The sequence below is a fragment of the Serratia microhaemolytica genome, assembly GCF_004011885.1.
Taxonomy (GTDB): Bacteria; Pseudomonadota; Gammaproteobacteria; order Enterobacterales; family Enterobacteriaceae; genus Serratia_G; species Serratia_G microhaemolytica.
The window spans coordinates 1-26,060 of record NZ_SBEF01000010.1; the positions used below are offsets into that span (position 1 = coordinate 1).

General features: G+C 47.0%; 26 protein-coding genes and 1 pseudogene. 6 read left to right on the forward strand and 21 right to left on the reverse strand.

The genetic code is table 11. The annotated features are described in order from the left end of the window. Positions 1 to 817 precede the first annotated feature (817 nt). Positions 818 to 3,391, reverse strand: a complete 2,574-nt coding sequence (clpB, locus tag EOJ37_RS05865; protein WP_127958817.1) for an ATP-dependent chaperone ClpB — start codon at positions 3,389 to 3,391, stop codon at positions 818 to 820. 331 nt (positions 3,392 to 3,722) lie between these two features. Then, positions 3,723 to 4,700 (reverse strand): 23S rRNA pseudouridine(1911/1915/1917) synthase RluD, encoded by a 978-nt coding sequence (gene rluD / locus EOJ37_RS05870; RefSeq protein WP_127958819.1) that lies wholly within the window; start codon positions 4,698 to 4,700, stop codon positions 3,723 to 3,725. Between the two features lie 132 nt (positions 4,701 to 4,832). Here rluD and bamD point away from each other — a divergent pair, with 132 nt between their 5' ends. The 3 genes from bamD to pheA all read left to right on the forward strand — a co-directional run bounded on the left by bamD (position 4,833) and on the right by pheA (position 7,650). After that, positions 4,833 to 5,564, forward strand: a complete 732-nt coding sequence (gene bamD / locus EOJ37_RS05875) for an outer membrane protein assembly factor BamD (protein ID WP_127958821.1) — start codon at positions 4,833 to 4,835, stop codon at positions 5,562 to 5,564. Positions 5,565 to 5,823: 259 nt separating this feature from the next. Beyond that, positions 5,824 to 6,153: a ribosome-associated translation inhibitor RaiA gene (raiA, locus tag EOJ37_RS05880; RefSeq protein WP_127958823.1), complete on the forward strand. Its 330-nt coding sequence runs from the start codon at positions 5,824 to 5,826 to the stop codon at positions 6,151 to 6,153. A 339-nt stretch (positions 6,154 to 6,492) separates the two neighbouring features. Beyond that, positions 6,493 to 7,650, forward strand: coding sequence for a bifunctional chorismate mutase/prephenate dehydratase (gene pheA, locus EOJ37_RS05885; RefSeq protein WP_127958825.1), 1,158 nt, complete (start codon positions 6,493 to 6,495; stop codon positions 7,648 to 7,650). Positions 7,651 to 7,705: 55 nt separating this feature from the next. On the opposite strand, the gene tyrA is transcribed toward pheA, so the two are convergent. Both tyrA and EOJ37_RS05895 read right to left on the reverse strand, forming a co-directional pair. Continuing rightward, positions 7,706 to 8,824, reverse strand: coding sequence for a bifunctional chorismate mutase/prephenate dehydrogenase (tyrA, locus tag EOJ37_RS05890; protein ID WP_127958827.1), 1,119 nt, complete (start codon positions 8,822 to 8,824; stop codon positions 7,706 to 7,708). A gap of 3 nt (positions 8,825 to 8,827) precedes the next feature. Continuing rightward, the gene (locus EOJ37_RS05895; protein WP_127958829.1) at positions 8,828 to 9,904 is read right to left on the reverse strand and encodes a 3-deoxy-7-phosphoheptulonate synthase; all 1,077 of its coding nucleotides are present in this window, start codon (positions 9,902 to 9,904) and stop codon (positions 8,828 to 8,830) included. Positions 9,905 to 10,869: 965 nt separating this feature from the next. On the opposite strand from EOJ37_RS05895, the gene EOJ37_RS05900 reads away from it, so the two are divergent. Both EOJ37_RS05900 and EOJ37_RS05905 read left to right on the forward strand, forming a co-directional pair. After that, the gene (locus EOJ37_RS05900) at positions 10,870 to 11,049 is read left to right on the forward strand and encodes a type II toxin-antitoxin system HicA family toxin (protein WP_127958831.1); all 180 of its coding nucleotides are present in this window, start codon (positions 10,870 to 10,872) and stop codon (positions 11,047 to 11,049) included. Positions 11,050 to 11,070: 21 nt separating this feature from the next. Beyond that, on the forward strand, positions 11,071 to 11,481 hold the full coding sequence (locus tag EOJ37_RS05905; protein WP_127958833.1) for a type II toxin-antitoxin system HicB family antitoxin: 411 nt from the start codon (positions 11,071 to 11,073) through the stop codon (positions 11,479 to 11,481). A 106-nt stretch (positions 11,482 to 11,587) separates the two neighbouring features. Here EOJ37_RS05905 and EOJ37_RS05910 read toward each other — a convergent pair whose 3' ends face one another. From EOJ37_RS05910 to EOJ37_RS14780, 10 genes and pseudogenes are all read right to left on the reverse strand, one after another. Further along, complete coding sequence (locus EOJ37_RS05910; protein ID WP_127958835.1) at positions 11,588 to 13,396, reverse strand: pyocin knob domain-containing protein; 1,809 nt, start codon at positions 13,394 to 13,396, stop codon at positions 11,588 to 11,590. Beyond that, positions 13,393 to 14,013: a baseplate wedge 1 family protein gene (locus EOJ37_RS05915; RefSeq protein ID WP_127958837.1), complete on the reverse strand. Its 621-nt coding sequence runs from the start codon at positions 14,011 to 14,013 to the stop codon at positions 13,393 to 13,395. Before EOJ37_RS05915 ends, EOJ37_RS05910 begins: the two co-directional genes overlap by 4 nt. A 57-nt stretch (positions 14,014 to 14,070) precedes the next feature. Next, positions 14,071 to 14,892, reverse strand: a complete 822-nt coding sequence (locus tag EOJ37_RS05920) for a hypothetical protein (protein ID WP_127958839.1) — start codon at positions 14,890 to 14,892, stop codon at positions 14,071 to 14,073. A gap of 50 nt (positions 14,893 to 14,942) precedes the next feature. Next, positions 14,943 to 16,124: a baseplate J/gp47 family protein gene (locus EOJ37_RS05925; protein ID WP_127958841.1), complete on the reverse strand. Its 1,182-nt coding sequence runs from the start codon at positions 16,122 to 16,124 to the stop codon at positions 14,943 to 14,945. Next, complete coding sequence (locus tag EOJ37_RS05930; RefSeq protein ID WP_127958843.1) at positions 16,111 to 16,458, reverse strand: contractile injection system sheath initiator; 348 nt, start codon at positions 16,456 to 16,458, stop codon at positions 16,111 to 16,113. Before EOJ37_RS05930 ends, EOJ37_RS05925 begins: the two co-directional genes overlap by 14 nt. Continuing rightward, positions 16,455 to 17,252 carry a Gp138 family membrane-puncturing spike protein gene (locus EOJ37_RS05935; RefSeq protein ID WP_127958845.1) on the reverse strand — a complete coding sequence of 266 codons (798 nt, stop codon included), beginning with the start codon at positions 17,250 to 17,252 and terminating at the stop codon, positions 16,455 to 16,457. The genes EOJ37_RS05930 and EOJ37_RS05935 overlap by 4 nt, the downstream gene beginning before the upstream one ends. Continuing rightward, complete coding sequence (locus tag EOJ37_RS05940) at positions 17,234 to 18,073, reverse strand: baseplate hub protein (protein WP_127958847.1); 840 nt, start codon at positions 18,071 to 18,073, stop codon at positions 17,234 to 17,236. Before EOJ37_RS05940 ends, EOJ37_RS05935 begins: the two co-directional genes overlap by 19 nt. After that, entirely contained in the window at positions 18,074 to 18,376 is a 303-nt protein-coding gene (locus tag EOJ37_RS05945) for a phage baseplate plug family protein (RefSeq protein WP_127958849.1), read from the reverse strand. Next, entirely contained in the window at positions 18,377 to 18,625 is a 249-nt protein-coding gene (locus EOJ37_RS05950; RefSeq protein WP_127958851.1) for a hypothetical protein, read from the reverse strand. A gap of 15 nt (positions 18,626 to 18,640) precedes the next feature. Continuing rightward, a pseudogene (locus EOJ37_RS14780) lies at positions 18,641 to 18,898 on the reverse strand (recombinase); the annotation flags it as partial. Between the two features lie 215 nt (positions 18,899 to 19,113). On the opposite strand from EOJ37_RS14780, the gene EOJ37_RS05960 reads away from it, so the two are divergent. Next, complete coding sequence (locus tag EOJ37_RS05960; protein ID WP_127958853.1) at positions 19,114 to 19,374, forward strand: YfhL family 4Fe-4S dicluster ferredoxin; 261 nt, start codon at positions 19,114 to 19,116, stop codon at positions 19,372 to 19,374. Positions 19,375 to 19,397: 23 nt separating this feature from the next. On the opposite strand, the gene acpS is transcribed toward EOJ37_RS05960, so the two are convergent. The 7 genes from acpS to lepA all read right to left on the reverse strand — a co-directional run bounded on the left by acpS (position 19,398) and on the right by lepA (position 25,912). Beyond that, positions 19,398 to 19,781 (reverse strand): holo-ACP synthase, encoded by a 384-nt coding sequence (gene acpS, locus EOJ37_RS05965; RefSeq protein WP_127958855.1) that lies wholly within the window; start codon positions 19,779 to 19,781, stop codon positions 19,398 to 19,400. Further along, a complete protein-coding gene (pdxJ, locus tag EOJ37_RS05970) occupies positions 19,781 to 20,512 on the reverse strand; it encodes a pyridoxine 5'-phosphate synthase (protein ID WP_127958857.1) in 732 nt (243 codons plus the stop codon). Before pdxJ ends, acpS begins: the two co-directional genes overlap by 1 nt. Before the next feature lie 149 nt (positions 20,513 to 20,661). Continuing rightward, a complete protein-coding gene (gene recO, locus EOJ37_RS05975; RefSeq protein ID WP_127958859.1) occupies positions 20,662 to 21,393 on the reverse strand; it encodes a DNA repair protein RecO in 732 nt (243 codons plus the stop codon). Between the two features lie 8 nt (positions 21,394 to 21,401). Beyond that, positions 21,402 to 22,310 carry a GTPase Era gene (gene era / locus EOJ37_RS05980; RefSeq protein WP_127958861.1) on the reverse strand — a complete coding sequence of 303 codons (909 nt, stop codon included), beginning with the start codon at positions 22,308 to 22,310 and terminating at the stop codon, positions 21,402 to 21,404. Then, positions 22,307 to 22,987 (reverse strand): ribonuclease III, encoded by a 681-nt coding sequence (rnc, locus tag EOJ37_RS05985; RefSeq protein WP_127958863.1) that lies wholly within the window; start codon positions 22,985 to 22,987, stop codon positions 22,307 to 22,309. The genes era and rnc overlap by 4 nt, the downstream gene beginning before the upstream one ends. Positions 22,988 to 23,111: 124 nt before the next feature. Continuing rightward, a complete protein-coding gene (lepB, locus tag EOJ37_RS05990; RefSeq protein ID WP_127958865.1) occupies positions 23,112 to 24,083 on the reverse strand; it encodes a signal peptidase I in 972 nt (323 codons plus the stop codon). 32 nt (positions 24,084 to 24,115) lie between these two features. Further along, positions 24,116 to 25,912 carry a translation elongation factor 4 gene (gene lepA / locus EOJ37_RS05995; RefSeq protein ID WP_127958867.1) on the reverse strand — a complete coding sequence of 599 codons (1,797 nt, stop codon included), beginning with the start codon at positions 25,910 to 25,912 and terminating at the stop codon, positions 24,116 to 24,118. Between the last annotated feature and the right edge of the window lie 148 nt (positions 25,913 to 26,060).

Consider the following 26,060-nt stretch of genomic DNA (forward strand, 5'->3'; position numbering starts at 1 on the left):
ATTAACTGTATGAATTTACTTCTACGAGTCACTCTTCAAGACTTCATTTATTTCGCCGCTTGCGCAGCGTGATAACGGCCTTGTGAGTGCCCACACAGATTGTCTGATAAATTGTTAAAGAGCGTTGAGTTCACCGGCTCGCCGGCTGGCTCGAGGTGGCGTATATTACGCTTTCCTCTTTCAGAGTCAACCCCGTTTTTCAGGTTTTTCTCTCGACTGACGGAACTTTTGCAAACTTGTTTTCTTGCTGCCCTGTCAGTGGATGCGCATTATAGGGACTGCAAAAAATGGCGCAAGTGTTAAATGCAAAAAAAAAATCTGACTGCACAAATAACGACCTTTGGCGCAGCTATTGCATGATTTTAGACCAACTCAGTTGCATATTATATACAGCAATCCTCGTACGCCCCCGCCACAATGTCACGAACATCGGGATAATTCATTTATAAGTTAATAAGTTGGATTTTCACTCCGAGTTGGAAGATACGTTTGCAAGATCGATATCGGTAATGCTAATACCCATGTTTGCTATGAGCATGTTTCTTCATAATGTCGATCTGTTCACAAAATGGAGACTCCATATCGACTTTAGCCATGCTAACCTTGCTGCTGAATCAGGCATCCTACATTGCAATCAATGCATTGAATACTAAATCAAAAAACCAACCTTTCTAATAAGGGGGGAATCCACTGTAGGTTGATTCTTGCACTAAGATCTAATCATAGGCTCAGGCGCTAACGTCACAACTTACGCTAGCACCTGTACTTTACTGAATTTCCAGATTATCGAAATAATGTAGTGTCGCTGGGAAAGGTCCTACTGGCTCGCTACAATGCTACCATTCTCCACACCCAGTGTGACCAAACTGCCTGGAAGCAATTGTCCCGACAAAATTTGCTGAGCCAATGGGTTCTCAATTTCCTGTTGGATCGCTCTTTTCAGTGGGCGTGCACCATATACTGGATCGTAACCAGCCTTACCCAACAGTTCCAGAGCTTCTTCGGTGATATGAATTTCATAACCTCGTTCCTCCAGACGCCGGTAAAGCCGCGCTAGCTGGATCTGGGCAATTTGCGCAATGTGTTGCACACCCAGTGGATGAAATACCACCGTCTCATCGATTCGGTTGATAAATTCCGGTCTGAAATGATGACCAACCAACTCCATAACCGATTGTTTCATCTTACTGTAGTTAAGTTGACCAAACTGTTCTTGGATCATCGCAGAACCGAGATTTGAAGTCATGATGATGACCGTGTTACGAAAGTCGACGGTTCGCCCTTGGCCATCTGTCAGCCTTCCATCATCCAGCACTTGTAGCAAAATATTGAATACGTCAGGATGTGCTTTTTCGACTTCATCCAGCAGAATCACTGAATAAGGGCGACGACGCACTGCTTCAGTTAAATAGCCGCCTTCCTCATAGCCAACATAACCAGGGGGAGCACCTACCAGTCGTGATACCGAATGTTTTTCCATAAATTCTGACATGTCGATGCGCACCATGGCATCATCACTGTCGAATAAATAAGTTGCTAAGGCTTTACATAACTCTGTCTTTCCTACCCCAGTTGGTCCTAAGAACAGGAACGAACCAATTGGACGTTGTGTATCAGAAAGCCCTGCCCGGCTACGCCGAATAGCATTCGCTACCGCATTGACCGCTTCGTCCTGCCCAATCACACGTGTATGCAATTGTTCCTCTAGACGTAGCAGTTTTTCACGCTCACCTTCCAACATTTTAGCCACTGGAATACCGGTCGCTTTGGCTAATACCTCGGCAATTTCTTCGTCAGTAACCCGGTTACGCAGCAATTTCATAGCGCCGCCCTCAATCTGCGTCGCTGCCTGTAATCGCTTCTCCAGTTCAGGGATCTTGCCATATTGCAGTTCAGACATACGTGCAAGATCGCTGACTCTTCGTGCCTGTTCCAACGCCAGCTTTGCCTGTTCTAACTCTGCTTTGATGTGCTGCGTTCCAGACACTGCTGCTTTTTCAGCTTTCCACTCTTCTTCCAGTTCCGAGTATTCACGCTCTTTCTGTTTTAATTCATTCAACAGCATCTCCAGCCGTTTTTTACTGGCTTCATCTGATTCTTTGTTCAGTGCTTGCTGCTCTAGCTTCAATTGGATGATGCGACGTTCCAGCCGATCCAGTGATTCTGGTTTAGAATCCATTTGCATACGGATGCTGGAAGCAGCTTCGTCGATCAGATCTATGGCTTTATCTGGTAATTGACGGTCTGAAACGTAGCGATGTGACAGAGTCGCTGCTGCCACAATGGCCGGATCAGTAATCTGCACATGGTGATGTAACTCATAGCGCTCTTTCAATCCACGCAGGATAGCAATCGTATCTTCCACGCTAGGCTCTGCGACATAAACTTTTTGGAACCGGCGCTCCAAAGCCGCATCTTTTTCAATATACTGACGATACTCATTGAGCGTTGTTGCGCCGACGCAGTGTAATTCACCTCGCGCCAAAGCCGGCTTCAGCATGTTACCTGCATCCATCGCACCATCCGCCTTGCCTGCACCAACCATGGTATGCAATTCATCGATAAACAGAATGATACTGCCTTCCTGTTTTGCCAGATCATTGAGAACCGCTTTCAGGCGCTCTTCAAACTCTCCTCGATATTTAGCCCCAGCGATCAGTGCGCCCATATCGAGCGAAAGTACACGCTTATGTTTCAGTCCTTCGGGTACCTCACCATTGACGATACGCTGTGCCAACCCTTCAACAATCGCTGTTTTACCCACCCCCGGTTCACCAATCAGAACAGGATTATTTTTGGTGCGACGTTGTAACACTTGAATGGTTCTTCTGATCTCTTCATCACGACCAATCACCGGATCAAGTTTTCCCTGTTCGGCACGTTCAGTCAGGTCAATAGTGTATTTTTGTAGTGCCTGACGTTGATCTTCGGCACCCTGCTCATCAACTCGGCTACCACCACGCATTTGTTCAATTGCCTTAGTAATTTTCTCTACTGTAGCGCCCGCAGCCAGCAGCAGATCGGTTAGCGTTCCGCGATCTTCCAGTACCGCAAGCACAAATAATTCTGAGGAGATAAATTTATCTGAGCGTTTTTGTGCCAGTTTATCGCAGAGGTTGAGTACACGTACCAACTCCTGAGAAGGTTGAACATCACCGCCAGTACCTTCAACCTGCACTAGTCGTGCCAAGGCTCGATCGATATCCGTTCGCACACGCCCTGCATCAATACCGGCGGCAGTTAACAATGGACGAACCGTGCCCCCTTCCTGAGTGAGCAGAGTGCTCATCAGATGCAATGGTTCAATGTATGGGTTGTCGCGCCCAAGTGCTAAAGATTGGGCATCGGCGAGGGCAAGCTGGAATTTGTTGGTAAGACGATCCAGACGCATAACACCTCCAGGTTGGGTCAAAATTGCTACTGGAGATTAAATGAGGTCAGACCTCAAATTTTCAAGGTTATCTCGACACCAATTCGCTGTGTGGTGTGATGCATCTGTGGATCGTCCTAGATCTGTAGGTTATATCACTCGGTACAAACTTGCCAGACATCCTGTAACTCTGTCATGCTAATAGAATAAAAATTGGCTAATTTGGGTGATGTTCCCTCGTTAAAACTGGTGTTACTGCTTTTTTGCTTACCATACCGATGGAAAATCTGTGCTGCTGCTTTACCTCGCACCAGCAAGCAGCCAGATCGCTATGACTTCTATTGGCGTATTTTTAGCCGTCAAATTGGTGCTTAAACTCCTCCTTGTCGTCTTTGAGAGCTTGAATAAGATGCTGCATATCCTGCGGTAAAGGAGCCTGCCACTCCATCTGGATCCCACTAATCGGATGATAAAGCCGCAACATAGTGGCATGGAGCGCCTGGCGATCAAAACTACGCAGCATCGTGATCAACTGTTCACTGGCTCCCTTCGGAGGACGAGGACGTCCGCCATAGAGCGGGTCTCCCACAAGAGGATGGTTGATATGTGCCATATGTACTCGTATCTGATGGGTTCGTCCGGTTTCCAACCGAAGCCGTAGTCGGGTATGAGCACGAAAATGTTCCATGATACGATAGTGGGTCACCGCCGGTTTACCCATTGGATGCACCGCCATGTGCGTGCGCTTAGTTGCATGGCGAGCTATCGGTTCTTCTACACTACCACCACCAGTCATAGTACCAACCGCTACAGCCTCATACTCACGCGTGATCTCTCGTGCCTGCAGCGCCTCAACCAGATGAGTTTGTGCCGGAACCGTTTTTGCTACCACCATAAGTCCAGTAGTGTCTTTGTCTAAACGATGGACAATCCCTGCACGAGGCACATCTGCAATTGCTGGAAAATGGTGTAATAGCGCATTAAGTACCGTGCCATCGGGATTACCTGCTCCCGGATGTACCACCAGATCACGTGGCTTATTGATTACCAGAATATCTTCATCTTCATACACTATATCTAACGCAATTTGCTGCGGTTGCCAGCGTATTTCTTCTTCTATCTGTGCCTCGATGGTGATTATCTCCCCCCCTAACACCTTTTCTTTCGGCTTATCTATAATTTTGCTATTGACCTGTACCACGCCTTCGAGTATCCACTCTTTTAGGCGAGATCTTGAATAATCAGGGAACAATTCAGCTAACGCCTGATCTAAACGTTGTCCAAGCTGAGTTTCAAGCACTGTTGCAGTAAGTTTCACTTGTTGTGGCATATGCTGTTTCTTCGTTAACTTTAGGTTTCCACGGCGCAGCCGTTTAATATAATGTGGTACCATAACTGGTCTTTTGTCGGGAGCTTAACAGGCAGTCTCCCGGAATAACACTCTGAGGATAATCAAAACGTCATGACGCGTATGAAACATCTGGTGGCAGTGGCCACACTAAGCCTGGTTTTAGCAGGCTGCTCCTCATCTCAAGATGCGACTTCCGACAGCCCACCGGCAGAAGTCTATGCAAGCGCACAGGAAAAACTGCAGGACGGTAACTTTAAAGGAGCAATTACTCTGCTCGAAAAGTTAGATAGTCGTTATCCTTTTGGCCCTTACTCCCAGCAAGTGCAATTAGATCTTATCTATGCTTACTACAAGTCCGCCGATTTGCCACTAGCACGTGCCTCGATTGATCGCTTTATGCGTCTTAACCCAACCCATCCTAACATTGATTACGTTATCTATATGCGTGGCGTAACCGATATGGCACTGGACGATAGCGCACTACAAAGCTTGTTTGGTATTGATCGTTCCGATCGCGACCCACTGCAGGCTCATGAGGCGTTTCGTGACTTTAGCCTTTTAATTCAACAGTACCCAAATAGCCAATATGCTCCAGATGCACATAAGCGTCTTATCGCACTGAAAGAGCGTTTGGCAAAGTATGAGCTTTCCGTTGCACAATACTACACTAAACGTGGTGCTTACGTTGCAGTAGTTAACCGTGTTGAGCAAATGATGAGTGAGTTTCCTGATACCCAAGCCACGCGTGATGCATTACCGTTGATGGAAAATGCCTATCGTCAGTTAGCGTTAGAAACACAAGCTGATAAAGTCGCCAAAATTATCGCTGCCAATCCTAATTAATCCCCGGCCTGTCTGAGTGAAAGCGGCAACAAAAATTGCCGCTTTGATGCTCTTCAACGATTTTCGTCGAGTTGCTCACAGATTCTATTTCTCCTTCATGTTAAAGCAAAAAGTCATGACCTTCGTCACACCTTTTCGCGCCAAGACGTATATGCTGAAACTGTGTCTTGATGATGACGAGGAAAGCGAACCTCGCTACGTTCAATAATTAGCGTCATCTAGGCATATCCTGGACAGTCAAGCTAGAGAGGTAAGTTATATGACAATCAGTATTACTAGCAAACACATGGATATCACTCCTGCCATCCGTGGTCATGTCAAAGACCGTCTCGCGAAACTAGAGAAGTGGCAGGTTCATCTGATTAACCCGCATATTGTTTTATCTAAACAGCCACAAGGATTTGCTGCTGATGCCACAATTACCACACCTAATGGTCCATTGTTAGCCAGTGCCAAACACGATGACATGTACGCAGCCGTTAACGACCTGATGGTCAAGCTTGAGCGCCAACTGAATAAGGTACAGCATAAGGGTGAGGCTCGTCGTGCATACTTTAGTGTGAAAGACTTGGTTCCCAAAGAGGGATAAAAATCAGTTGACTGAACTCATGTGTGAAGTGTGTTGGCGATCTTCAAGTTTTTTTGTTGACAGCGAGAAAAGCTAACGGTTACTTTAGCAGCGAGCATCTCACCTTCACACTCTTTGGATAGATATGGAACTTATGCTGTTCACATTTGCACCATTTTTTCCCCTCCATGACTCGGGAGGTGTGCTGTGATGTCAGCAAGTTGTTGCCAAGAGCAACCATGAAGCCTCCTAACACAGGAGGCTTTTTTTATCGCTACAGCCACATGAGCGGAGTCAGCAGATACTGCTACAACTGCTTTAACCTGATTGGACTTATGTAAAACAAAAGGCTACGTTGATATGACTGATAACCCGTTACTCGCGCTACGTGAACGTATCAGCGCACTGGATATAAAGTTGTTGGCTCTACTGGCTGAGCGCCGTCAACTGGCAATTGAGATCGGACAGAGCAAACTGAACTCACATCGACCGATTCGTGATAAAGAACGTGAGCGAGATTTGCTGAATACACTGATCAATGCGGCAAAACCCTACGATCTTGATGGTTTCTATATTACACGCTTGTTCCAGTTGATCATTGAAGACTCGGTTCTCACTCAACAAACGTTACTGCAACATCAACTCAATCAGATCAGTCAACACTCTGCGCGCATTGCCTTTCTAGGCCCTAAAGGCTCCTATTCTCACTTAGCGGCACGGCAATATGCTGCCCGTCATTTTGAGCAGTTAATCGAGTGTGGATGCCAAAAATTCGCAGACATCTTTACCCAGGTAGAAACCGGGCAAGCCGATTACGCCATGTTGCCGATCGAAAATACCAGTTCAGGTTCCATCAATGAGGTCTATGATTTGCTGCAACACACCTCACTGGCTATTGTCGGTGAGTTAAGTTTACCAATTGATCACTGCTTACTTGCTAGCACTGATTGTGACCTTGCTGATATCGAAATCGTCTACAGTCATCCTCAACCTTTCCAGCAATGCAGCCAATTTATTCAACGCTTTCCACATTGGAAGTTGGAATTCTGTGAAAGTACCGCTGCAGCGATGGAAAAAGTGGCCAAACTCGGTTCAACCAAGGTGGCTGCTCTAGGAAGTGAAGCAGGGGGAGCGCTGTACAACCTACAGGTTATTGAGCGTCATTTAGCCAATCAACAGCAAAATATCACCCGCTTTATTGTCTTGGCGCGTAAAGCACTGGAAGTCTCTGAGCAAGTACCCGCCAAAACCACTTTAATCATGGCTACTGGTCAACAATCCGGTGCTTTAGTCGAGGCGCTATTGGTGTTACGCGAACATGGCGTCATTATGACGAAATTGGAGTCGCGCCCAATTCACGGCAATCCCTGGGAAGAGATGTTCTACATCGATCTACAAGCCAATTTACGCTCACAGGCGATGCAGCAGGCACTGAAAGATCTGGCCGCAATTACCCGTTCATTAAAAGTTCTTGGTTGCTACCCTAGTGAAAATATTGTACCGGTGAATCCAGCCTAGCCAGGCTGGCTGTCGGCGCTGGAGTTGGCCAGTGCCAATCCCAGCCAGCCTTCATCTAACGATTATCGTTCGCTTGGCGCAGTAGTGTACGACTCTCTAACAAGAAACGCTGAGCATAATCACCAAACCACTGACCTACCTGCTGAAAACGTTGTATAAACTCCTTTTTATTCGAGCAATCAAGCAGTTTGATTGCTTCACCCAAACAACGGTAATAGCGCTTGATCAGTTGGATGTTGTCATCTGAAGACATAATAATATCCGCATACAACTGTGCATCCTGAGCGAACAAACGTCCCACCATTGCCAGTTCTAGCCGATAAATAGGTGAAGAGAGTGCCAATAGTTGCTCCAGTTGCACTTTTTCCTGTGTTAAGTGCAGTCCATAGGCAAAAGTAGTAAAGTGACGCAATGCTTGGATGAAGGCCATGTTCTGGTCATGTTCAGCCGCATCAATACGGTGTAACCTCACACCCCAGACTTGTAACTGCTGCAAAAACCACTGGTACGCCTCCGGCTGACGCCCATCACAGTAGACCACTACCTGCTTTGCCACACTGCCTACATCAGGGCCAAACATAGGATGTAAGCCCACTACTGGGCCACTGTGCACCGCTAGCATTGCCTGTAATGGTTCTCTCTTCACCGAGGCGAGATCAAGTAAAATACAATCTGCTGGCAGAGGCGGGAGTTGGTGGATCACCTGTTGTGTGACATGGATCGGGACACTAATAATTACCATTCCTGCGTTCGCCAACAACGCGTCGGCTTGTCCCCAATCTTCTGGCTCTAACACGTTAACTTGATAACCAGAGAGTTGGAGTAACCGACCAAACAGGCGCCCCATCTGCCCATTGCCACCAATAATCACAACGGGACGCAGTTCTGGGCAAAGAGTTTTAAACCCTTTGTCATTCTCGCTGGTATAGGATTCGCGCATAATGCGGCGTAATACATCCTCGATCAGATCTGGCGGCACGCCGAGCTGTTCAGCTTCTTGACGACGCGACGCCAGCATCACTGCTTCCCGTTCAGGAACATAAACCGGCAGACCATGACGGCTTTTCACTTCCCCAACTTCAGCAACCAGCGTCAAGCGTTTCGCCAGCAACGCCAGTAATGCCTTGTCCACTTCATCGATTTGATCACGTAATGCGCTCAGCTCTGCCACCATAACTTACCTATCTCCAATACGTGCCATTAATGCTGTACCAATTTCTTGATGAATTTGGCGCAGTAGTGTTTCTGTACTTTCCCAACTGATACAAGCATCTGTCACTGAAACACCATGGCGCATGGCTGCACGTGGCTGCTCAGAAGACTGACTCCCTTCATGCAGATTACTCTCCAGCATAATACCGGTAATAGAACGATTACCTTCCTGGATCTGCGCTACCACCACCGCTGCTACGTTCGGTTGTAAGCGATAGTCTTTATTAGAATTACCGTGGCTACAGTCTATCATCAGGGAAGGTATTAACCCTGCTTTTTGCATCTGCTGTTCACAAGCTTGCACATGCTCAGCATCATAGTTAGGTGTTTTGCCTCCACGTAAAATCACATGGCCATCTGGATTACCTTGTGTCTGTAACAAACAAACCTGCCCAGCCTGATTGATGCCGACAAATCTATGTGGCATTGCCGCAGCTCGCATTGCATTAATTGCTGTTGTTAAACTACCATCTGTGCCGTTTTTAAATCCCACTGGCATAGAGAGCCCAGAAGCCATCTCGCGGTGTGTTTGTGACTCCGTAGTACGCGCACCAATTGCAGACCAACTGAATAGATCACCTAAATATTGTGGGCTATTCGGATCCAACGCTTCTGTTGCCAACGGCAGTCCAATTTCAACCAGATCCAATAACAGCCGGCGTGCAATGTGTAGACCCGCTTCAACATCAAAAGAGCCGTCCATGTGAGGATCATTAATTAACCCTTTCCACCCCACTGTCGTTCTTGGTTTTTCAAAATAGACTCGCATTACAATGTAGAGTTGATCACTTAGCTCAGTCGCCAATGCCTGCAAACGCCGTGCATACTCCAGTGCTGCATCAGGATCATGAATCGAACAAGGGCCACACACCACTAGCAAGCGGTGATCCTGCTTTTTGATAATATTGGCAATCGATTGACGTGCAGTAGCGATTTGAGCAGCATGACCTTGGTCAAGTGGATACTCCTTTTTTAACTCTTCCGGAGTAATCAAAACCTGCTCTGCACTGATATGTACATTATTGAGTACGTCTTTCTGCATGATTTACTTTCCTAAAATCAGTTGTTGCACTGGGCATCCAAAAGAATGAGTATTTTTTAATCAAAAAGCTATCCAGTTTCTATTGCTTATCTGCGCTGTCGGCAAAGCAGCCTATAAGCGAGGTAATACAATCATTACACCGTCAGCACTATTGATCAGCACCTGCCTAGATTAGCATGATGTGTAAAAATTTTAATCCGGCAAGTGTAAATAATTAAAGCCACAAAATCATACAAGCACTCACTCTCAAGATGGCAAGGAGTAAATTTAACTTATTGAAATAAAACAACAAATAAATAAAGAACTAAGGATGATTATTTTCATACAAAAAAACGTAATTAAAAGTTTACAAAAATAAGTTAAACATCGAACGATATCGCATCGTGATCCACCACTCTATGGCCTCTCGTTAATCCACACAATGGTGACTGTTCCCTTCCCATTTTGAGATAAATGCCACTCTATTAGCAGCCATTCAACTCAACATTCGCTGTTGTTGGCGTTTGCTGCTGGCTATGCTACAGTGCGGCCGTTAACGCAACCGATTGGTTAGGCAACAAGGTTACTTAAATGATTTTTTCATTAATTCTCATCGTATTATATCGTTGGCGCAGTTTGAATTGCTCGTAATCAGCAAATCCAGCAACAACAGAACAACAAGAAAAGACAAAAAGGCAACTGACTGAAGTGGCTCTATTAATTACCACCCGCTGTATTAATTGTGATATGTGTGAACCACTAATAAAAAACATTAAAAAAACAATAAATTAATTTTTCGTGTTACCCTTTGCGTTGCGATGAGTAATGCATAGGTTAAGCATCAAAAAACCACCGTAACACAAAACGCTTTACAACACTTACGACTTCTCTTCTCCAAAAATAACCCCAATAACCCTAAAATCTCTTGACCATCAATAAAGGAAGAGTTATTATAACCCCATCAAAGCAAAACAGAGAGCGGGAGGATGGATAGCAGGAATGTAATAGCAATGATAGAGGCCGATGGATGGTATCTGGTGAGAACAAAAGGCAGTCACCACCAGTTCAAACACCCATCAAAAAAGGGACTGGTAACGGTAAAACACCCACAAAAGGACATACCGCTGCCAACACTGAAAAGTATCAAGAAACAGGCGGGGCTTTAAGCCCCACCTCTTGGAGGTTATATGTTGTATCCAGTTGCTATTGATAAGAGCGATTCATCCTTCGGCGTTCGCGTGCCGGATATTCCCGGCTGCTTTTCTGGTGGCGATAACTATCGGGATGCGCTTGAGAGCGTGCGTGAGGCTATCGACGCGCATATCGAATTGCTGGTGGATGATGGCGAGGCGGTGCCAGAAGCGACCAGCGTTGAAAACTGGCTGGCCGACCCCGAGTACGCGGGGGTGGTGTGGGCGCTGGTGGATGTGGATGTTACACGGCTGATGGGGAAAGCGGAAAAAATCAACGTAACGCTTCCAGCGTTGCTGATCCGCCGTATAGATCAGTTTGTTGCCGCGCACCCTGAGTATGGGAGTCGCTCCGGCTTCCTGTCCCGTGTGGCGGCTGATAAAGTGATCGGCCGCGAAAAACGTTAACCCGCGTCCCCTGCAGTGTGGTCACCTTGGGGCTGGTGGCCACGCGATATTAGGCGCTGTTGCTACATCTGTAGCCTGTAGTGCCTTGATGTAACCACCAACGTTATCAGTACAGCTCCCATGCGCTAAAGACCAGAGGATCACCGAATGCGAAGCGCCGATACTCTGCCGTGGAGTTATATGGCATGTAGACTTGACGACATCCGTTGTCGTCAACGCCGGTGCGGTAAACTTTTAAAGCTCCAGCTACCAGCACGGGGTAGTTAAGTGCTAGCGTTGCGTTGCTGGTCACATTTTGATAGTACTCCCCCGGTGCCGTGATGTCGTCTAGATCGGTTCCAGCCCCGATCACATCATCAGCGATAAAGACAGCGCTTACGTCTTTTGCTGTGATGTCGCTTTTAGTTGCCAACTCACCCAGCCCTAAATTTTCCCGTGCTTTAGTTTGCAGTTCTTCATCTTGCGAAAATTCAGATAACGTGTTGCTAATTCTAAGGTATTTCTCATCTTCTGGCGCGGCCTTGGTGGTGATGGTGATGGAGTCTTTAACACCGGAACTTGCCCCAGCCAGTGTTAGTACCACTTTGCCAACATCGCTGATCGTGAGCGTCCCATCTTGTGACAGAAAGGCAGTCGTTGAGTCAGATGATGAGGCGATCAGCGCTTCGGTGTATGTTGCAGGGCTGCAATTTACGGGGATTTTGTACGTTTTACCCACGATCAATTCTGATGGCACAGCACCAATATCAACCGACTCAAGATAAACATGCTGTGTTACCGTAGCTGTTGCGGCTAGCCCAGTTGCTACGCTTGCTATGATACTCTGTGTGCCGTTTTTGCCAGCCTTGGCCACATACTGGCCAGAAACTCCGATAGAACCCAAAAGTGGATCTGACACTGACCAGGTCACAGGGTATTCATGCGCAATTTCCGCTGGTAGTACAGTAGTGGCAAAGTTCACGCTGCTGCCCGCATTGATCGTTGCCGTTGCAGGGGTGACGATAACGCCGGTGGGTTGATCCGCTTTTTTCGTTGTTGCTCCCTGAATGTAAAAAATCGAGAAAACCGCGTTAGCACCTCTTCCCCAGTTTGTTTTATGCTCAAAAGTTAACGCGCTACCCTCGGCTAGCTGTAGATCGACAAGCATCGAGAAGGGGAGCGATTCCACGCGGTAGTGTGCGTGGCCTTTGCTGCCACTTACCCAGCCGCTGAAATCACGGCGGTTAATCAACATGCCGTTGGCGTACAACTCATTTGTCCACACGTTACGGCTTTCTACGCCTATAGCTTCATAGTGTCCAATGATCAGCACTTGGATTACGCTGGCTGGTACGGTCAATGTCGCTCGTCCCGGCATTGTTGGCGTGGCCGCTGTATTGACGGCGGCAACTTGTAGGTTGCCCACGCGGGTGATCGCACTTGAGACGCGGCCAATTTCGCTTTCTATGATGTCAGTTTTGTCTTTTAAGCGACGTGGCGTGATAACGCTGGTGGATGACAGCCCAGCAATCGCCTCTTGTTTTGATGCTTCGCGCTGGATGTACGGCTGCCAGTTCTCAGATGTACCCGGCATCGCAGTGTTATTTTCAACGAGCGATAAATAGAATTTATCTCCATGTTTAACAACGACTCCCACATCATATGGCAGCGGTGCGCCTGCGTTGTCGGCAGAGGAAACCCACTCAGGATAAGTAGTGGTTTGGTAGTGCTTTATAGCCGAAGTTACTGAGTTTAAAACCGCATTCATTGCTCGTCGCTCGACGGCTTTTGCTTTTGTATCGCTGTACAGATCGCGCTCGTAGTCTTCTCCCCATCCTTCTGAAAAGCTGACTGATCCGTCGGCGGTTTTGTCGTCTGGCAACTCTTGCCTGTCGCCAGATTGTGCAAAAGGGACTCTAAAATACTTTTGATTCATGCGGTTTCCTTTTTATATGGCCATGTGAGTTTTCCGCCGTCGTAGAACGGGGCATGACCAAAATTGTGATTGTGGTGACCAAAGCCAAAAGGCCGATATCTGATGATGCGAAAACCAAGCCCGACGGTTGCAGGCCGTGGCAAAAGGTCATATTTCAGCAAGATGAAAGCCAGTGCTTCATCGGGCTGATAAGTGAAAACGTAGAGAATGCAACTCATATCGTTGGGGTCAAGCGCGTAGGCTTTGCCCTTCTCAGTTGTGAACATATCTTTCATGATCCCGTTTACTTCTGGGATAGTGGCACGGGTGATTAACTGATAGTACCGTAAGCGGCAAACAAAGCGTTTTTGCTCTGTGGTTAATTCTATGTCTGGATACCCCTCCGCAATGAACGACACGCCGAGAATAATTGACCAGATTTGTAATCCGAAATCATTTGCTGTTTTTAAATCGAAAACGTCACGATACCAATCATCCCAATACTTTGTTTGTTCATTCTCGTACCAGCCATTTTTCTTTGAAATGATTGTATTGAGTGCTTCTGAGCTATCATATTGCCAGATAATGCTACGCAATAAGTTAACGCTAGAATCAGGCTCTGGAACTTTAGAGGTCATTATTTCCACCAAATAAAAAGCCCAGGCAATGCCTGGGCCGTGTTGCGTTAATAGTGCTTAGTGTAACAAAGCAGTTAATATGGCGTCTGCTACTCGAGCATCATATTCATCAAGTGTTAATGTGTAAGATTTGCTGCTAATGTGGAAAATTACCCCATCAGCGAAACTTTCAAAACTGGTTAGTTTTGTCAGTGGTGCTTCAAAACTCTTTTTGTCGCCAGCAAAAATAACGCGCATGTCAGTTATCACAAGTTCCCCCCGCGCTACAATCGCATTCTCTTTTATTGCTCGTGACCTGCCTCTGCCAGTGCCGATCGATACGCCTTTCACTACTCTGACTCTTACACTTGCACCACCAGATGTGTAGCCAGTGGTGATATTCTCGACAAGCTTAGCTGACTCAGAAAAGTGTGCGATTTCGCCATCGCGTATAATGGCTTTTCTAGCTCTCACGATCGGCAGTTGGCCATCATAAATCTGATTTACTTCATCCTTGACTTCTCTTTCTCTTTCTTCTGTTTTTTTGATTAACCTTTTATTTTCCATGTGCCTATTGAAAAGAAAACGAGCGGTTATCAGCAAGTAAAATAAGAAAATGACCCCGTGGAAATTTTTACCGCTGGCGAAGTTGCCCAGAGCAGCAAACAGCGATACTGGCAGAGATAGCCATGCTGCGAAAGCATACATTTTCAGGCGTCGCCTGCTTTTTTCGTCGTACCCGTTCGCTGCTTGTCGTACAAAATATATAGTGATAGCGATAAAGCAGATCAGAAACAACGTTGCTCTTGTTGAGTCTCCGCTATGTATCACATCGTATGCTGTTGTTGTGTTAGCCATTGCTGCTGCCGGAAGCAACAATGGTATGATAAAGCGCTTCATGATTCACTCCAATCCTCGTCAATTGAAAGCACAGTCTACCCCTTTTAACATTATGTGTTTATTGTTACGCTGATATTTTCTTCAGTGATCGACGGCAGCTCATCCGGTGCGATGGTGATTTCTGCCGCTGCTGGTGGCTCGCCACTGCGGCAAATCTTGATGCTGCGCACAAAAATAGCTGTGCTGAAAAGATTGATCGCCCCAGCCAGCTCAAAGGGGCTGACATTGCCACCGACAACTAAACCTCTTTCACCTTCTAGTTTTCCGCTTGCGTACTGCATGATTGCCGTTTTGACTTGCTCCACGGTGCCCTTGCTGATTGTCACATGCAGATCAATCTTCACCTCTTTAGGTCGATCAAAAAGCACGGTGTAAGGGATGTCTGCGCTTGGCTCGATGATGACTGTTTCAACTGCGCCGTTCCATGCTGCGCCGTCTGTTTTATGCTTGAGTAGCGACATGGCTATATCTGCATCAAGACCACCGTGTACACATGCCCACACGCTGTGCGGCTTCATCCTGATACCGTTTATGACCTGATAGTCATGGCTGATATTTTCTTGAAAAGAGAGCGACTTGACTCCATCCACGGCATAGAGTCCGCTGATCTGCGCTTCCATCGTTGAGATCCCCTGATTGGCTAAGCGCATTTGGCGTTCCAGACGCAAAGATACATCACTCTGAATGTCTCCACCCACAACGGCTGCGTTGCTGTTGTAGACTGTCTCCCAACCAAGTACAGCATCAACGAGGGTGCTCAAGTCGCCTTGGGCACACGCGATCGCGCCAGTATCGACTGCCACAAAGTCCACAATGGCGCGGCCAGCGGTATCTAGTACTACATCACGCGATGATTCGAAGAGATCGCCAGCACGGCTACGCGCACGCGATCCGGCGGCAATTTTCACGAGTGGCGTACCAGTTAGCCTGACGTTGTTGATTATCGATTTTGTAGCTTGTTTGCGCGTGATGCCCAGCAGCGCAGCCAGTGCATCAAGATAGACGCCTGTCGCTAGGTTTGGGTTAATTTGGTTGGCTAACAGTGCGTTATTGCGTGCGACAAATGCTCTTGCCGCTGTCTCAGTGCTGATCAGGCGCCCTTGAGGCGAGTCCGGCGCGGTTGACATTCTTTCGCCTAGCGCTTCCCTAAACTCTGCTTCTACCGCTGCCTTTATGTCGGCAGTGTCTGGCACGATAACGCCAGTTTCAGTAATAAAATCATAACCTGCCATTTAACGCCCCGTTGCCGTATGTCGTTTCTATAGTTGCCGTGTAGTTAAGTGCATCGCCATCTCTCGTTACTGAAAATTTGAGAATGCTTACCACGCCAGGCACTTTTAATATTTCGTGACGTACCGCCGCTTCAAACTGAGCTGGTCGGTAGCTTTCCCACACCAGCGCTTTGGTTGGTACTCCTTCATCCATGGCGTAGATCATCTCGCCGCGCTGTGCGAGAATTGCCGTTTTGCAGGCTTGCATGACCGCTGGCAAATCTGAGGTTATGCTCAAATTACCAGCATCGTCTAAATAGATGTCACCCCTATCGTTTAAGCCTAGACTGATCATGCTGTCGGTGCTCCTGTACGGCCATCTATCATCGTGCCTCCGGTGTGTCGGTGGCTTTCTAAGCGGGTGCCTCCAGCGCTCATTGATGGAGCTGTAAAGCTGCTTGGTGATGATACCGCTCCCGCTGTAGTGAATGACACGCCGTTGATGGTGATGCCGGTTTCCGTGATCGTGATTTTTGAACCACCCACGGATAGGACGATCTCCGAATTTGCCATGGCAATTTCAGCACTTCCGGTTTTAACATTGACAGTTGATTCGGTCAGCGTAGCTGATGAGCCACCGGTAACGCCTCTGATTCTGTTGCCGCTGATGCCGATGAACGTGGTGCCGTTGGTGTGCTGGATGATCGCTTCGTCGTCAGCGTGGGATGGCAACGTGTAGCGATTAAAAACATCGGGGATAAATCGAGCATCAGAAAATTCATGTAATCTTAGCGTGTTTGGTCTTGATGAGGCTTTGCTTTGCATGAACAGCGAGATGTCCCGATCGCTCGCTTCAATCCAACCGAGATCACCCGATTTGAGCGGAAAAGTGACAGAGATACCTCCTCCACCTAGCGATAACACAGGGATGCTGGCGATAGTGGGGCGTTCTACTGGGTCGCCTGCCGTTGTTAGCCTTGAAATCAACGGCTTCACCATCGCCAGATTTTTCTCCCTGTCGTAGCTGATGACTACGGCGGGTAGCTGAACATCAGTGCGCTGAAGTGATTTTTTTATTGCAAATTCAATTACCCCAGCCAGTGATTCGCGTGCCCCAGGGTCGATTGAACCTAGATGAGTTTCTGCCATATGCCTAATTTCCTGCATTCTGCGACGTTATAAAATGCGCCATCGCGGTTGCTGAGTTCATATGTGATTTTGAAGATGACAAATGAGCCGTTTGCCGCTGGATTCATTTCACTGTTGATAGTAAGGAGTCCGCCAATTTTACTGTTCGGGTCTAGCAGATATTTCACTGTGACACCCTCTTCATTAACCAGCGGAATGCCAATCATGCCTGAGTTTTTATTCAATGATGCTGATGTGTTGGTGAGGGGCTGATCTGCATTTTTAACCACCAGCTTATCATCATCGACGAACACGTTGTAATTACCTGCCGATGCCAAGCTGTCTATCTGCTTTGCTTTTGCCCCACTGTAGTTGTAGTTGCTGATGTTTTTGTCTGTTGCTTCAAATGCTAAGGTTAACCCCATTCCTTCCGCTGTGTCTTTGGCTATTTTACTCATGGCAACATCAGCGGCATAGCTTGTGCTGGTGATGTCGCCCATAAAGAAAAAACCGGTTCTCGCTTTGATGGTGAGCGCGATATCTGGCGGCTGAGTAATTAACGTCTGGACTATATCGCCTTCGAACACTTTGAAGGTTCCGTAACTCTGCCTACCAGCATAGAGAATTATTTGCCTTCGCTTTCTAGGTAAATTTAACGGTGAGGTCTCGTTAATAATGTGATCTCGCGCTGCTCGAGAGAGATTATAAATTGTGATCGAGAATTCACTCTGTATGGTGTTGGCGAGTTTTGAGCCTGTTGCCTTTATTGGTAGGTTTTTATATGTGCTGACCTTTCCATCAATTTCAATCGCCACATTTAATATTCGTGGGTCAAGTTGCATTTAAACCTCATCGCCTGAATAGTAAAAAAGCAGGTGGTCGCTAGTGAATTTTTCCCAGTGCGGATATTCATCATCACGGGTGATAAAGGCAAAATTCCCGGCGTTACCCGCTAAGTAAGCTGGCAGCAACAGCATTGATGGCATAGCCCGTTGATTTTGTATCAATAGCATGTCATCACGTGCGATCGACACACTCATCACATCGATGGATATCATCTTAACGGTAATTTCGTAGCGATGATCACCAAGCCGAATGGTTAAGCTCTGATTTGGCACCGCTTCAAGATTGACTTGTTGTGGCATTTATCCTCCTGGGAACAGTGCATTGAGTTTCTCATCGGCCATGTTGTATAGCTTTTTCGTTACAGTCTGCTGAGTGGCTTTCTGCTCTCCGCGCTGCACTGTGCTGGCGTCGCGTGGGTCAAGTACCTTCTCCTGTGGTAGTGCTTGGTACTGGGTAGTGACTATTTTCGCCTCTTTGAGCTTGATGATCAGCATTATGCTGTCAATTTGCTCTGGCGTTTGCTCGTGGGGTATCGCTTGCAGTGCCATATTGCTGTACCACTACACTCCCATCTTTTTAGGATACTCTGCATAGAACGTAACCTTGCCCGCTTTGCTGAAATCAATGCGTAGATAGCTGTCTTTCTCATACTTAGACCGTCGAGATTGTCCTTGGTGTTTGAGTATGGTTTTTACCGCAGTAACACAGATCCGTATGTCCGAGCTTGTATAGGGGGGCTTGCACCCTTCCCAACGTTCTAACGCGCTCAAAAAATCATCATTATTTGGCTTTTCGGGGTGATGTGTTACAGTGTGCGGCATTGAAATTCCTTATCCCATGCCCTGCGGTGAAAAAAGCTCACACATGAGGGTTTTTAGGAGGTTCATTTTCTGTATGTGTTGCGGTTTTGTGTTGCTACGCTAAGTGTATCAGTGTTTTTTATACTGTACAAACCCACAGAAAGTTAACCACAGTAAGGAATGCAAAAAGCAATTAACCAATTGATTAAAATAGATAAAAAAGGCAACTGACTGAAGTGGCTCTATTAATTACCACCCGCTGCATTAATTGTGATATGTGTGAACCTGAATGCCCTAACCAAGCAATTTCAATGGGTGAGCAGATATACCAGATCGACAGTAGTCGTTGTACTGAATGTGTTGGCCATTACAACGTACCGACCTGTCAACAGGTCTGTCCGATCGACAATACTATCATCACGGATCCAGAACAGATCGAAAGCCAAGAGCAGTTGTGGGAGAAGTTCGTTCTACTGCACCACAGTGATCAGCTTTGATTAGCAGTAGGTAGCAATACTCATCAGTTGCCTTCAATGATCACTGTCGCACACGCATAGCTGCGTTCATCGGCCAAAGAGACATGGATCTTGTCCACGCCCATTTCTATTGCCAACTCGGCAGCGCGTTGGTGCAATCGGAGGTTTGGCTTACCAAGATCATCATTGAACACTTCAAATTGATTAAAGGCCAAACCATTGCGAAAACCGGTACCAAAAGCCTTTGCTGCTGCTTCTTTCACTGCAAACCGTTTGGCTAGAAAGCGGATTGGCTGTTGATGCTGACAATAGAGCACCCACTCGGCCGGTGACAATATGCGACGAGCAAGACGCTCTCCACTACGCGCAATCACCGCTGAGATACGATCTATCTCAACGATGTCAGTGCCTAATCCAAGTAACGCCATTAACGACGCGCCTGCCACATCAGTTTCTTCATCTCGGCCACAGCATTTGCCAGTCCACTGATGACCGCCTGACCAATAATGGCATGGCCGATGTTAAGTTCATAAAGCTCAGGCAATGCTGCTATCGGCTGTACATTGTGGTAGGACAAACCATGCCCAGCATTGACTTTCAGCCCTTTACCTGCCGCATAAGTCGCCGCTTTAGCAATCCGTTTTAACTCAGTTTGCATCGCTAACTCACTCTCTGCTTCAGCATAGCTACCAGTATGAATTTCAATATAGCTAGCACCAACAGCAACTGCGGCATCAATCTGACGGTGATCTGCATCGATAAACAGCGAAACTTGGATCCCTGCCTGAGTCAAGCGCTCAACCGCAATCGTCATCTTGTCTAACTGGCTAGCAACATCCAAGCCACCCTCTGTTGTCACCTCTTGCCGTTTTTCTGGCACTAGGCAGCAGAATTGGGGCTTTAGCTCGATGGCAATATCTAACATTTCATCGGTTACTGCCATTTCCAAATTCATCCGCGTTTGGATAGTCTGACGTAAAATACGCACATCACGATCGGTGATGTGGCGGCGATCTTCACGCAAATGAACAGTAATACCATCAGCACCAGCCTGCTCAGCAATAAAAGCCGCCTGCACCGGATCAGGATAGTCAGTCCCGCGCGCATTACGTAAAGTTGCAATATGGTCGATATTCACACCCAACAATAAATCAGCCATGATAATCCTCTAAAACAAATCATTTTCAATAACTGTAGTTTACATCGCGGCTTTCAGTGGCAAAAGAGAAATAACGACAACTGACCGAGTCAGGGGGATATGTTGTGCGTTTGTTCGATATCTAACAAAGCAACTGAGGAAAACTTTTATTAAACCTCATCAATCGGCGAATCAGGTTGCTTACGCACAAACTGACGAAATAATTCCCGACTTTTTAATGGTCTATTACCAAGATAAGGCTTTAATGCCAAGCGGGTAAAGCGTTTAGCCGCTCGAAGTGTAATCTGATCAGGAAATTGTCGTTCTGCCAATGCCCTCAATTCGCGCCCAGTAAAACTGTGATGGTCAATCACTAAGCTTGCAATAAAACCTTTCTCTTCACGATACCGATAACTCATGGCATCATCGATCGGCTGTCCGCTGCCGGCGCAGTGGAGAAAATCCAAGCCATAGCCGAGATGCGTGAGCAATGCCAGTTCAAATTGCCTCAGTGCTTGTTCCGGAGAGCCCCCCTCACTCGCCAATGCTTGCAAACAAGCTAAATAGTCAAAAAACAGTGCCTGATAGTCACCCTCTTGCTCCAGTACTCGAGAGAGTAGTTCATTGATATAGAGTGCGCTGTAAAGCATTGAACCAACTAACGGTAAACCGAGCGAGATCGCCTCCGCCGAACGTAAGATCTTAATCTCGCCACGTCCCCCCCAACGTACTAACAGCGGAATAAACGGTTGTAAGCAGCCTTTTAAAGGCGAACGGCGACTGCGTACACCTTTTGCCAACAGCCGCACTCGACCATGATTCTCGGTGAACAGATCGAGTAACAAACTGCTTTCACTATAGGGACGTGCATGTAGGACAAAAGCGCGTTGCCAACTCTCCATCAGAAAAACTACTTCACATCGTCAACGTAACCCAAGCTGCTCAATGCTCGTTCGTCATCCGCCCAGCCTGACTTCACTTTTACCCATAGCTCCAAGTGGATCTTACTGTCGAACATACGTTCCATATCTTGGCGCGACTCAATGCCGATTGTTTTGATCTTGCTACCTTTGTTGCCAATTACCATTTTTTTCTGGCCTTCACGCTCCACCAGAATCAAACCATGCACATCGTAACCACCACGATCATTGGCCGCGAAACGTTCAATTTCTACCGTGACTGAATAGGGCAGTTCCTCTCCGAGAAAGCGCATCAATTTCTCACGAATAATTTCGGAGGCCATAAACCGCTGGGAACGATCTGTAATGTAATCCTCTGGAAAATGGTGTTCAGCTTCTGGCAATAAACGCCGCACGATATCTGCTATTGTTGCCAGATTGTCTCCTTTTTCTGCCGAGATTGGCACAATATCAAGAAACTGCATCTGCTGGCTGAGAAAAGCCATATGGGGCAGTAACTGTGTTTTATCAACAACATTATCAATCTTATTGATCGCCAACAATACTGGGCACTTCACACCGCGCAACTTGTTAAGCACCATCTCGTCATCAGCCGTCCAGTGCGTACCTTCAACGACAAAAATCACCAATTCAACATCACTAAGTGAACTACTTGCCGCACGATTCATTAACCGGTTGATTGCCCGTTTCTCTTCAATATGCAGCCCTGGGGTATCAACGTAGATCGCTTGGTAGGCCCCTTCGGTATGGATACCCATAATGCGATGGCGTGTAGTCTGTGCCTTACGTGAGGTGATCGAGACTTTTTGCCCGAGTAGCTGGTTCAGTAATGTCGATTTCCCGACATTAGGACGACCAACGATAGAAATAAAACCGCAATACTGTTTTTGCTCGCTCATTCAAGTTCCAGTTTTTTCAGTGCCTGTTTTGCTGCTTCCTGTTCCGCTTTACGACGACTGGAAGCAATACCAACCACCGGCTGTTCCAGCCCGCTGATCTGACAATGAATAGTAAATTCCTGATCATGTGCCTCGCCGCGAACCTGCACCACTAAATAGTTCGGTAGCGGTAAATGTCTTCCTTGCAAAAACTCCTGTAGGCGTGTTTTCGGATCTTTCTGCTTATCCCCCGGACTGATCTGTTCTAGCCGGCTGTGATACCAAGTCAGGATCAAGCGTTCAACTGTTTGAATGTCACTATCCAGCAAAACACCCCCGATCAATGCTTCCATGGTATCAGCAAGGATTGATTCACGCCGAAAACCACCGCTTTTCAATTCACCAGGTCCTAAACGCAAGCATTCGCCCAGATCAAATTCACGCGCCAGTTCAGCCAGCGTATTACCTCTCACCAAAGTCGCTCGCATTCGACTCATATCCCCTTCATTAACATGGGGGAAACGCTGATAGAGGGTATTGGCAATGACAAAACTGAGAATCGAATCGCCCAAAAACTCAAGCCGTTCATTATGCTTGCTACTGGCACTGCGATGGGTGAGTGCCTGTAGTAACAGCTCCTGCTGCTGGAATGTGTAGCCTAGCTTACGCTGCAACCGGTTTATTACAATCGGGTTCATGAGTTACCAATAGGTCAATAATACGTCAAAATGTCCAACAGAGTGTGAGTGCCACTTTGACCAGTGGCAGCCAAAATAGCGCTCTCTTCGAAGTGCACGCCAACAGCAACGTTAAGCAAACTAATTAATGGATACCGCCAATCCGACTGAATCGGATGCCGGTAGGCCATTCACCTGGCTGTTTCTCAAAACTCATCCAGATAGCAGTCGCCCTGCCAACCAAATTTCTTTCCGGCACAAAACCCCAATAGCGACTATCTGCACTATTATTACGGTTATCACCCATCATAAAGTAGTGACCTGCTGGAACGATCCATTCAGCGAAAGGCATTCCGTCTTGTCGATGATAAGCCCCGATCTGATCCTGCACTCCAGGGACCAATAAAATACGATGGCTAACCTCACCCAATGTTTCGTGACGTTGCATCAGCCGAATGCCACCCTCTGGCACGCGCTGACTAACTGGAACCTGCACAAAACGCCCACTGGCTTCAGCCATCCCATTACGCGAGAATATTTGTACAAAATCGCTCTCTTCAACTCTGCCATAACTAAACGGTAGCGGTTGTTCGCAAGGCGCTGCACCACACGATGGCCATACCACCACTTGCTTAGCCACCGGATCATAAGTGACACGGTCACCAGGTAGCCCAACCACACGTTTGATATAGTCTAAACTTGGATCTTTGGGAAACTTGAATACCGCAATATCACCGCGTTTTGGCTGTCCAGTTTTAATCAGTGTGGTCTGAGTGATCGGATCTTTAATTCCATAAGCGAATTTCTCCACTAGGATGAAGTCACCGATCAACAACGTCGGCATCATCGAACCTGACGGAATTTGAAATGGTTCATAAATAAATGAACGCACAACAAATACCACCAACAGCACTGGAAAAAATGAAGCAAATGTATCCGCCCAACCAGAACTTACTGCTTTGGCCACCGTCTGTGGATCAATCGCATCTCCGTTCTGCTCATGAAGCGCAGCAAACTTGGCTCTACGTGCTGGTGCCCACTTGAAACGTTCAAAACACCAGATGATACCGGTTACCAATGTTGCAATCGCCAATATCAGGGCAAACTTATTCGCCATGTAAACTCCCTATCTTAGGTCAGCTTATGCTGTTATTTATCTTTGCCAACGTGCAAAATAGCCAAAAACGCCTCTTGTGGTAATTCAACATTACCTACCTGCTTCATGCGTTTTTTACCCTCTTTCTGCTTCTGCAGTAGTTTCTTCTTACGACTGACATCACCACCATAACACTTGGCAAGCACGTTTTTGCGCAGTTGCTTAACCGTAGAGCGAGCAATTACATGAGTACCAATCGCTGCTTGGATAGCAATATCAAATTGCTGGCGAGGGATCAGATCTTTCATTTTATCAACCAACTCACGACCACGGTATTGCGCATTGTCACGATGTGTGATCAGCGCCAGCGCATCCACTCGCTCACCATTTATCAACACGTCAACACGCACCATATTCGATGCCTGAAAACGCTTAAAACCATAATCAAGCGATGCATAACCGCGTGAAGTCGACTTTAGCCGATCGAAGAAATCAAGCACCACTTCTGCCATCGGAATTTCATAAGTCAGCGCGACCTGGTTGCCGTGATATACCATATTGGTTTGTACACCACGCTTTTCAACACACAAGGTGATCACATTCCCCAAATACTCCTGCGGCATCAACATATGACACTCGGCGATCGGTTCACGCAATTCAGCAATGTTATTTAGCGGTGGCAACTTTGACGGGCTATCAACGTAGATGATCTCTTTGCCTGTTGTTTCAACTTCATACACTACTGTCGGTGCGGTAGTGATCAGTTCCAAGTCATATTCACGTTCCAACCGCTCTTGGATAATTTCCATATGCAACAAACCAAGAAAGCCGCAACGGAAACCAAAACCCAATGCGGTAGAACTTTCTGGCTCGTAGAATAGCGAGGCATCATTCAAGCTTAGCTTTCCAAGCGCGTCTCGGAAAGCTTCATAATCATCAGAGCTGATCGGGAATAGTCCGGCATAGACCTGTGGTTTGACCTTTTTAAATCCAGGTAACATCTGTTCCGCTGGTTGGCGAGCCAGCGTCAAGGTATCACCCACTGGGGCACCAAGAATGTCCTTGATTGCACAGACTAACCAGCCCACCTCCCCACAACTCAAAACATCGCGATCAACACGTTTTGGTGTGAAGATACCTAACCGATCGGCATTGTAGACCTGCCCAGTGCTCATCACTTTGATCTTGTCGCCTTTACGCAAGGTACCGTTTTTTACGCGGATCAATGACACCACACCAAGGTAATTATCGAACCATGAGTCGATAATCAATGCCTGTAGTGGTGCTTCAGGATCGCCTTGTGGTGCTGGAATATCACGGACTAAACGCTCTAGTACATCGGGTACCCCAACGCCGGTTTTAGCCGAACAGCGCACAGCATCAGTCGCATCAATACCAACAATATCCTCAATCTCCTGTGCAGCACGATCGGGATCTGCTGCTGGCAAATCGATTTTGTTCAGTACTGGTACAACCTCAAGATCCATATCCAACGCAGTGTAACAATTAGCCAATGTCTGTGCTTCTACCCCTTGCCCTGCATCAACAACCAGCAGCGCACCTTCGCAGGCAGCCAAGGAGCGGGACACCTCATAAGAGAAGTCAACATGGCCAGGGGTATCAATAAAATTGAGCTGATACACTTGGCCATCGTTGGCTTTATAGTCCAGCGTTACACTCTGTGCTTTTATCGTAATACCACGCTCACGCTCCAGATCCATCGAGTCGAGAACTTGTTCGGCCATTTCACGGTCACTCAAACCACCACAAATCTGGATGATACGATCAGACAAGGTCGATTTACCGTGGTCAATATGAGCAATGATGGAGAAGTTTCTTATGTATTTCATTTAACTCTTTTTTCTCAGATTAATCGCTTACGTTTTTAATCAATGGATATTGTGAGAATGATAAATCAACACATCCACATGGCATGGCTGGCATCTTACACTGTCTGTGCGTTCGACGAAAGCATAGCAAACCCAAGTCTATCGGTAA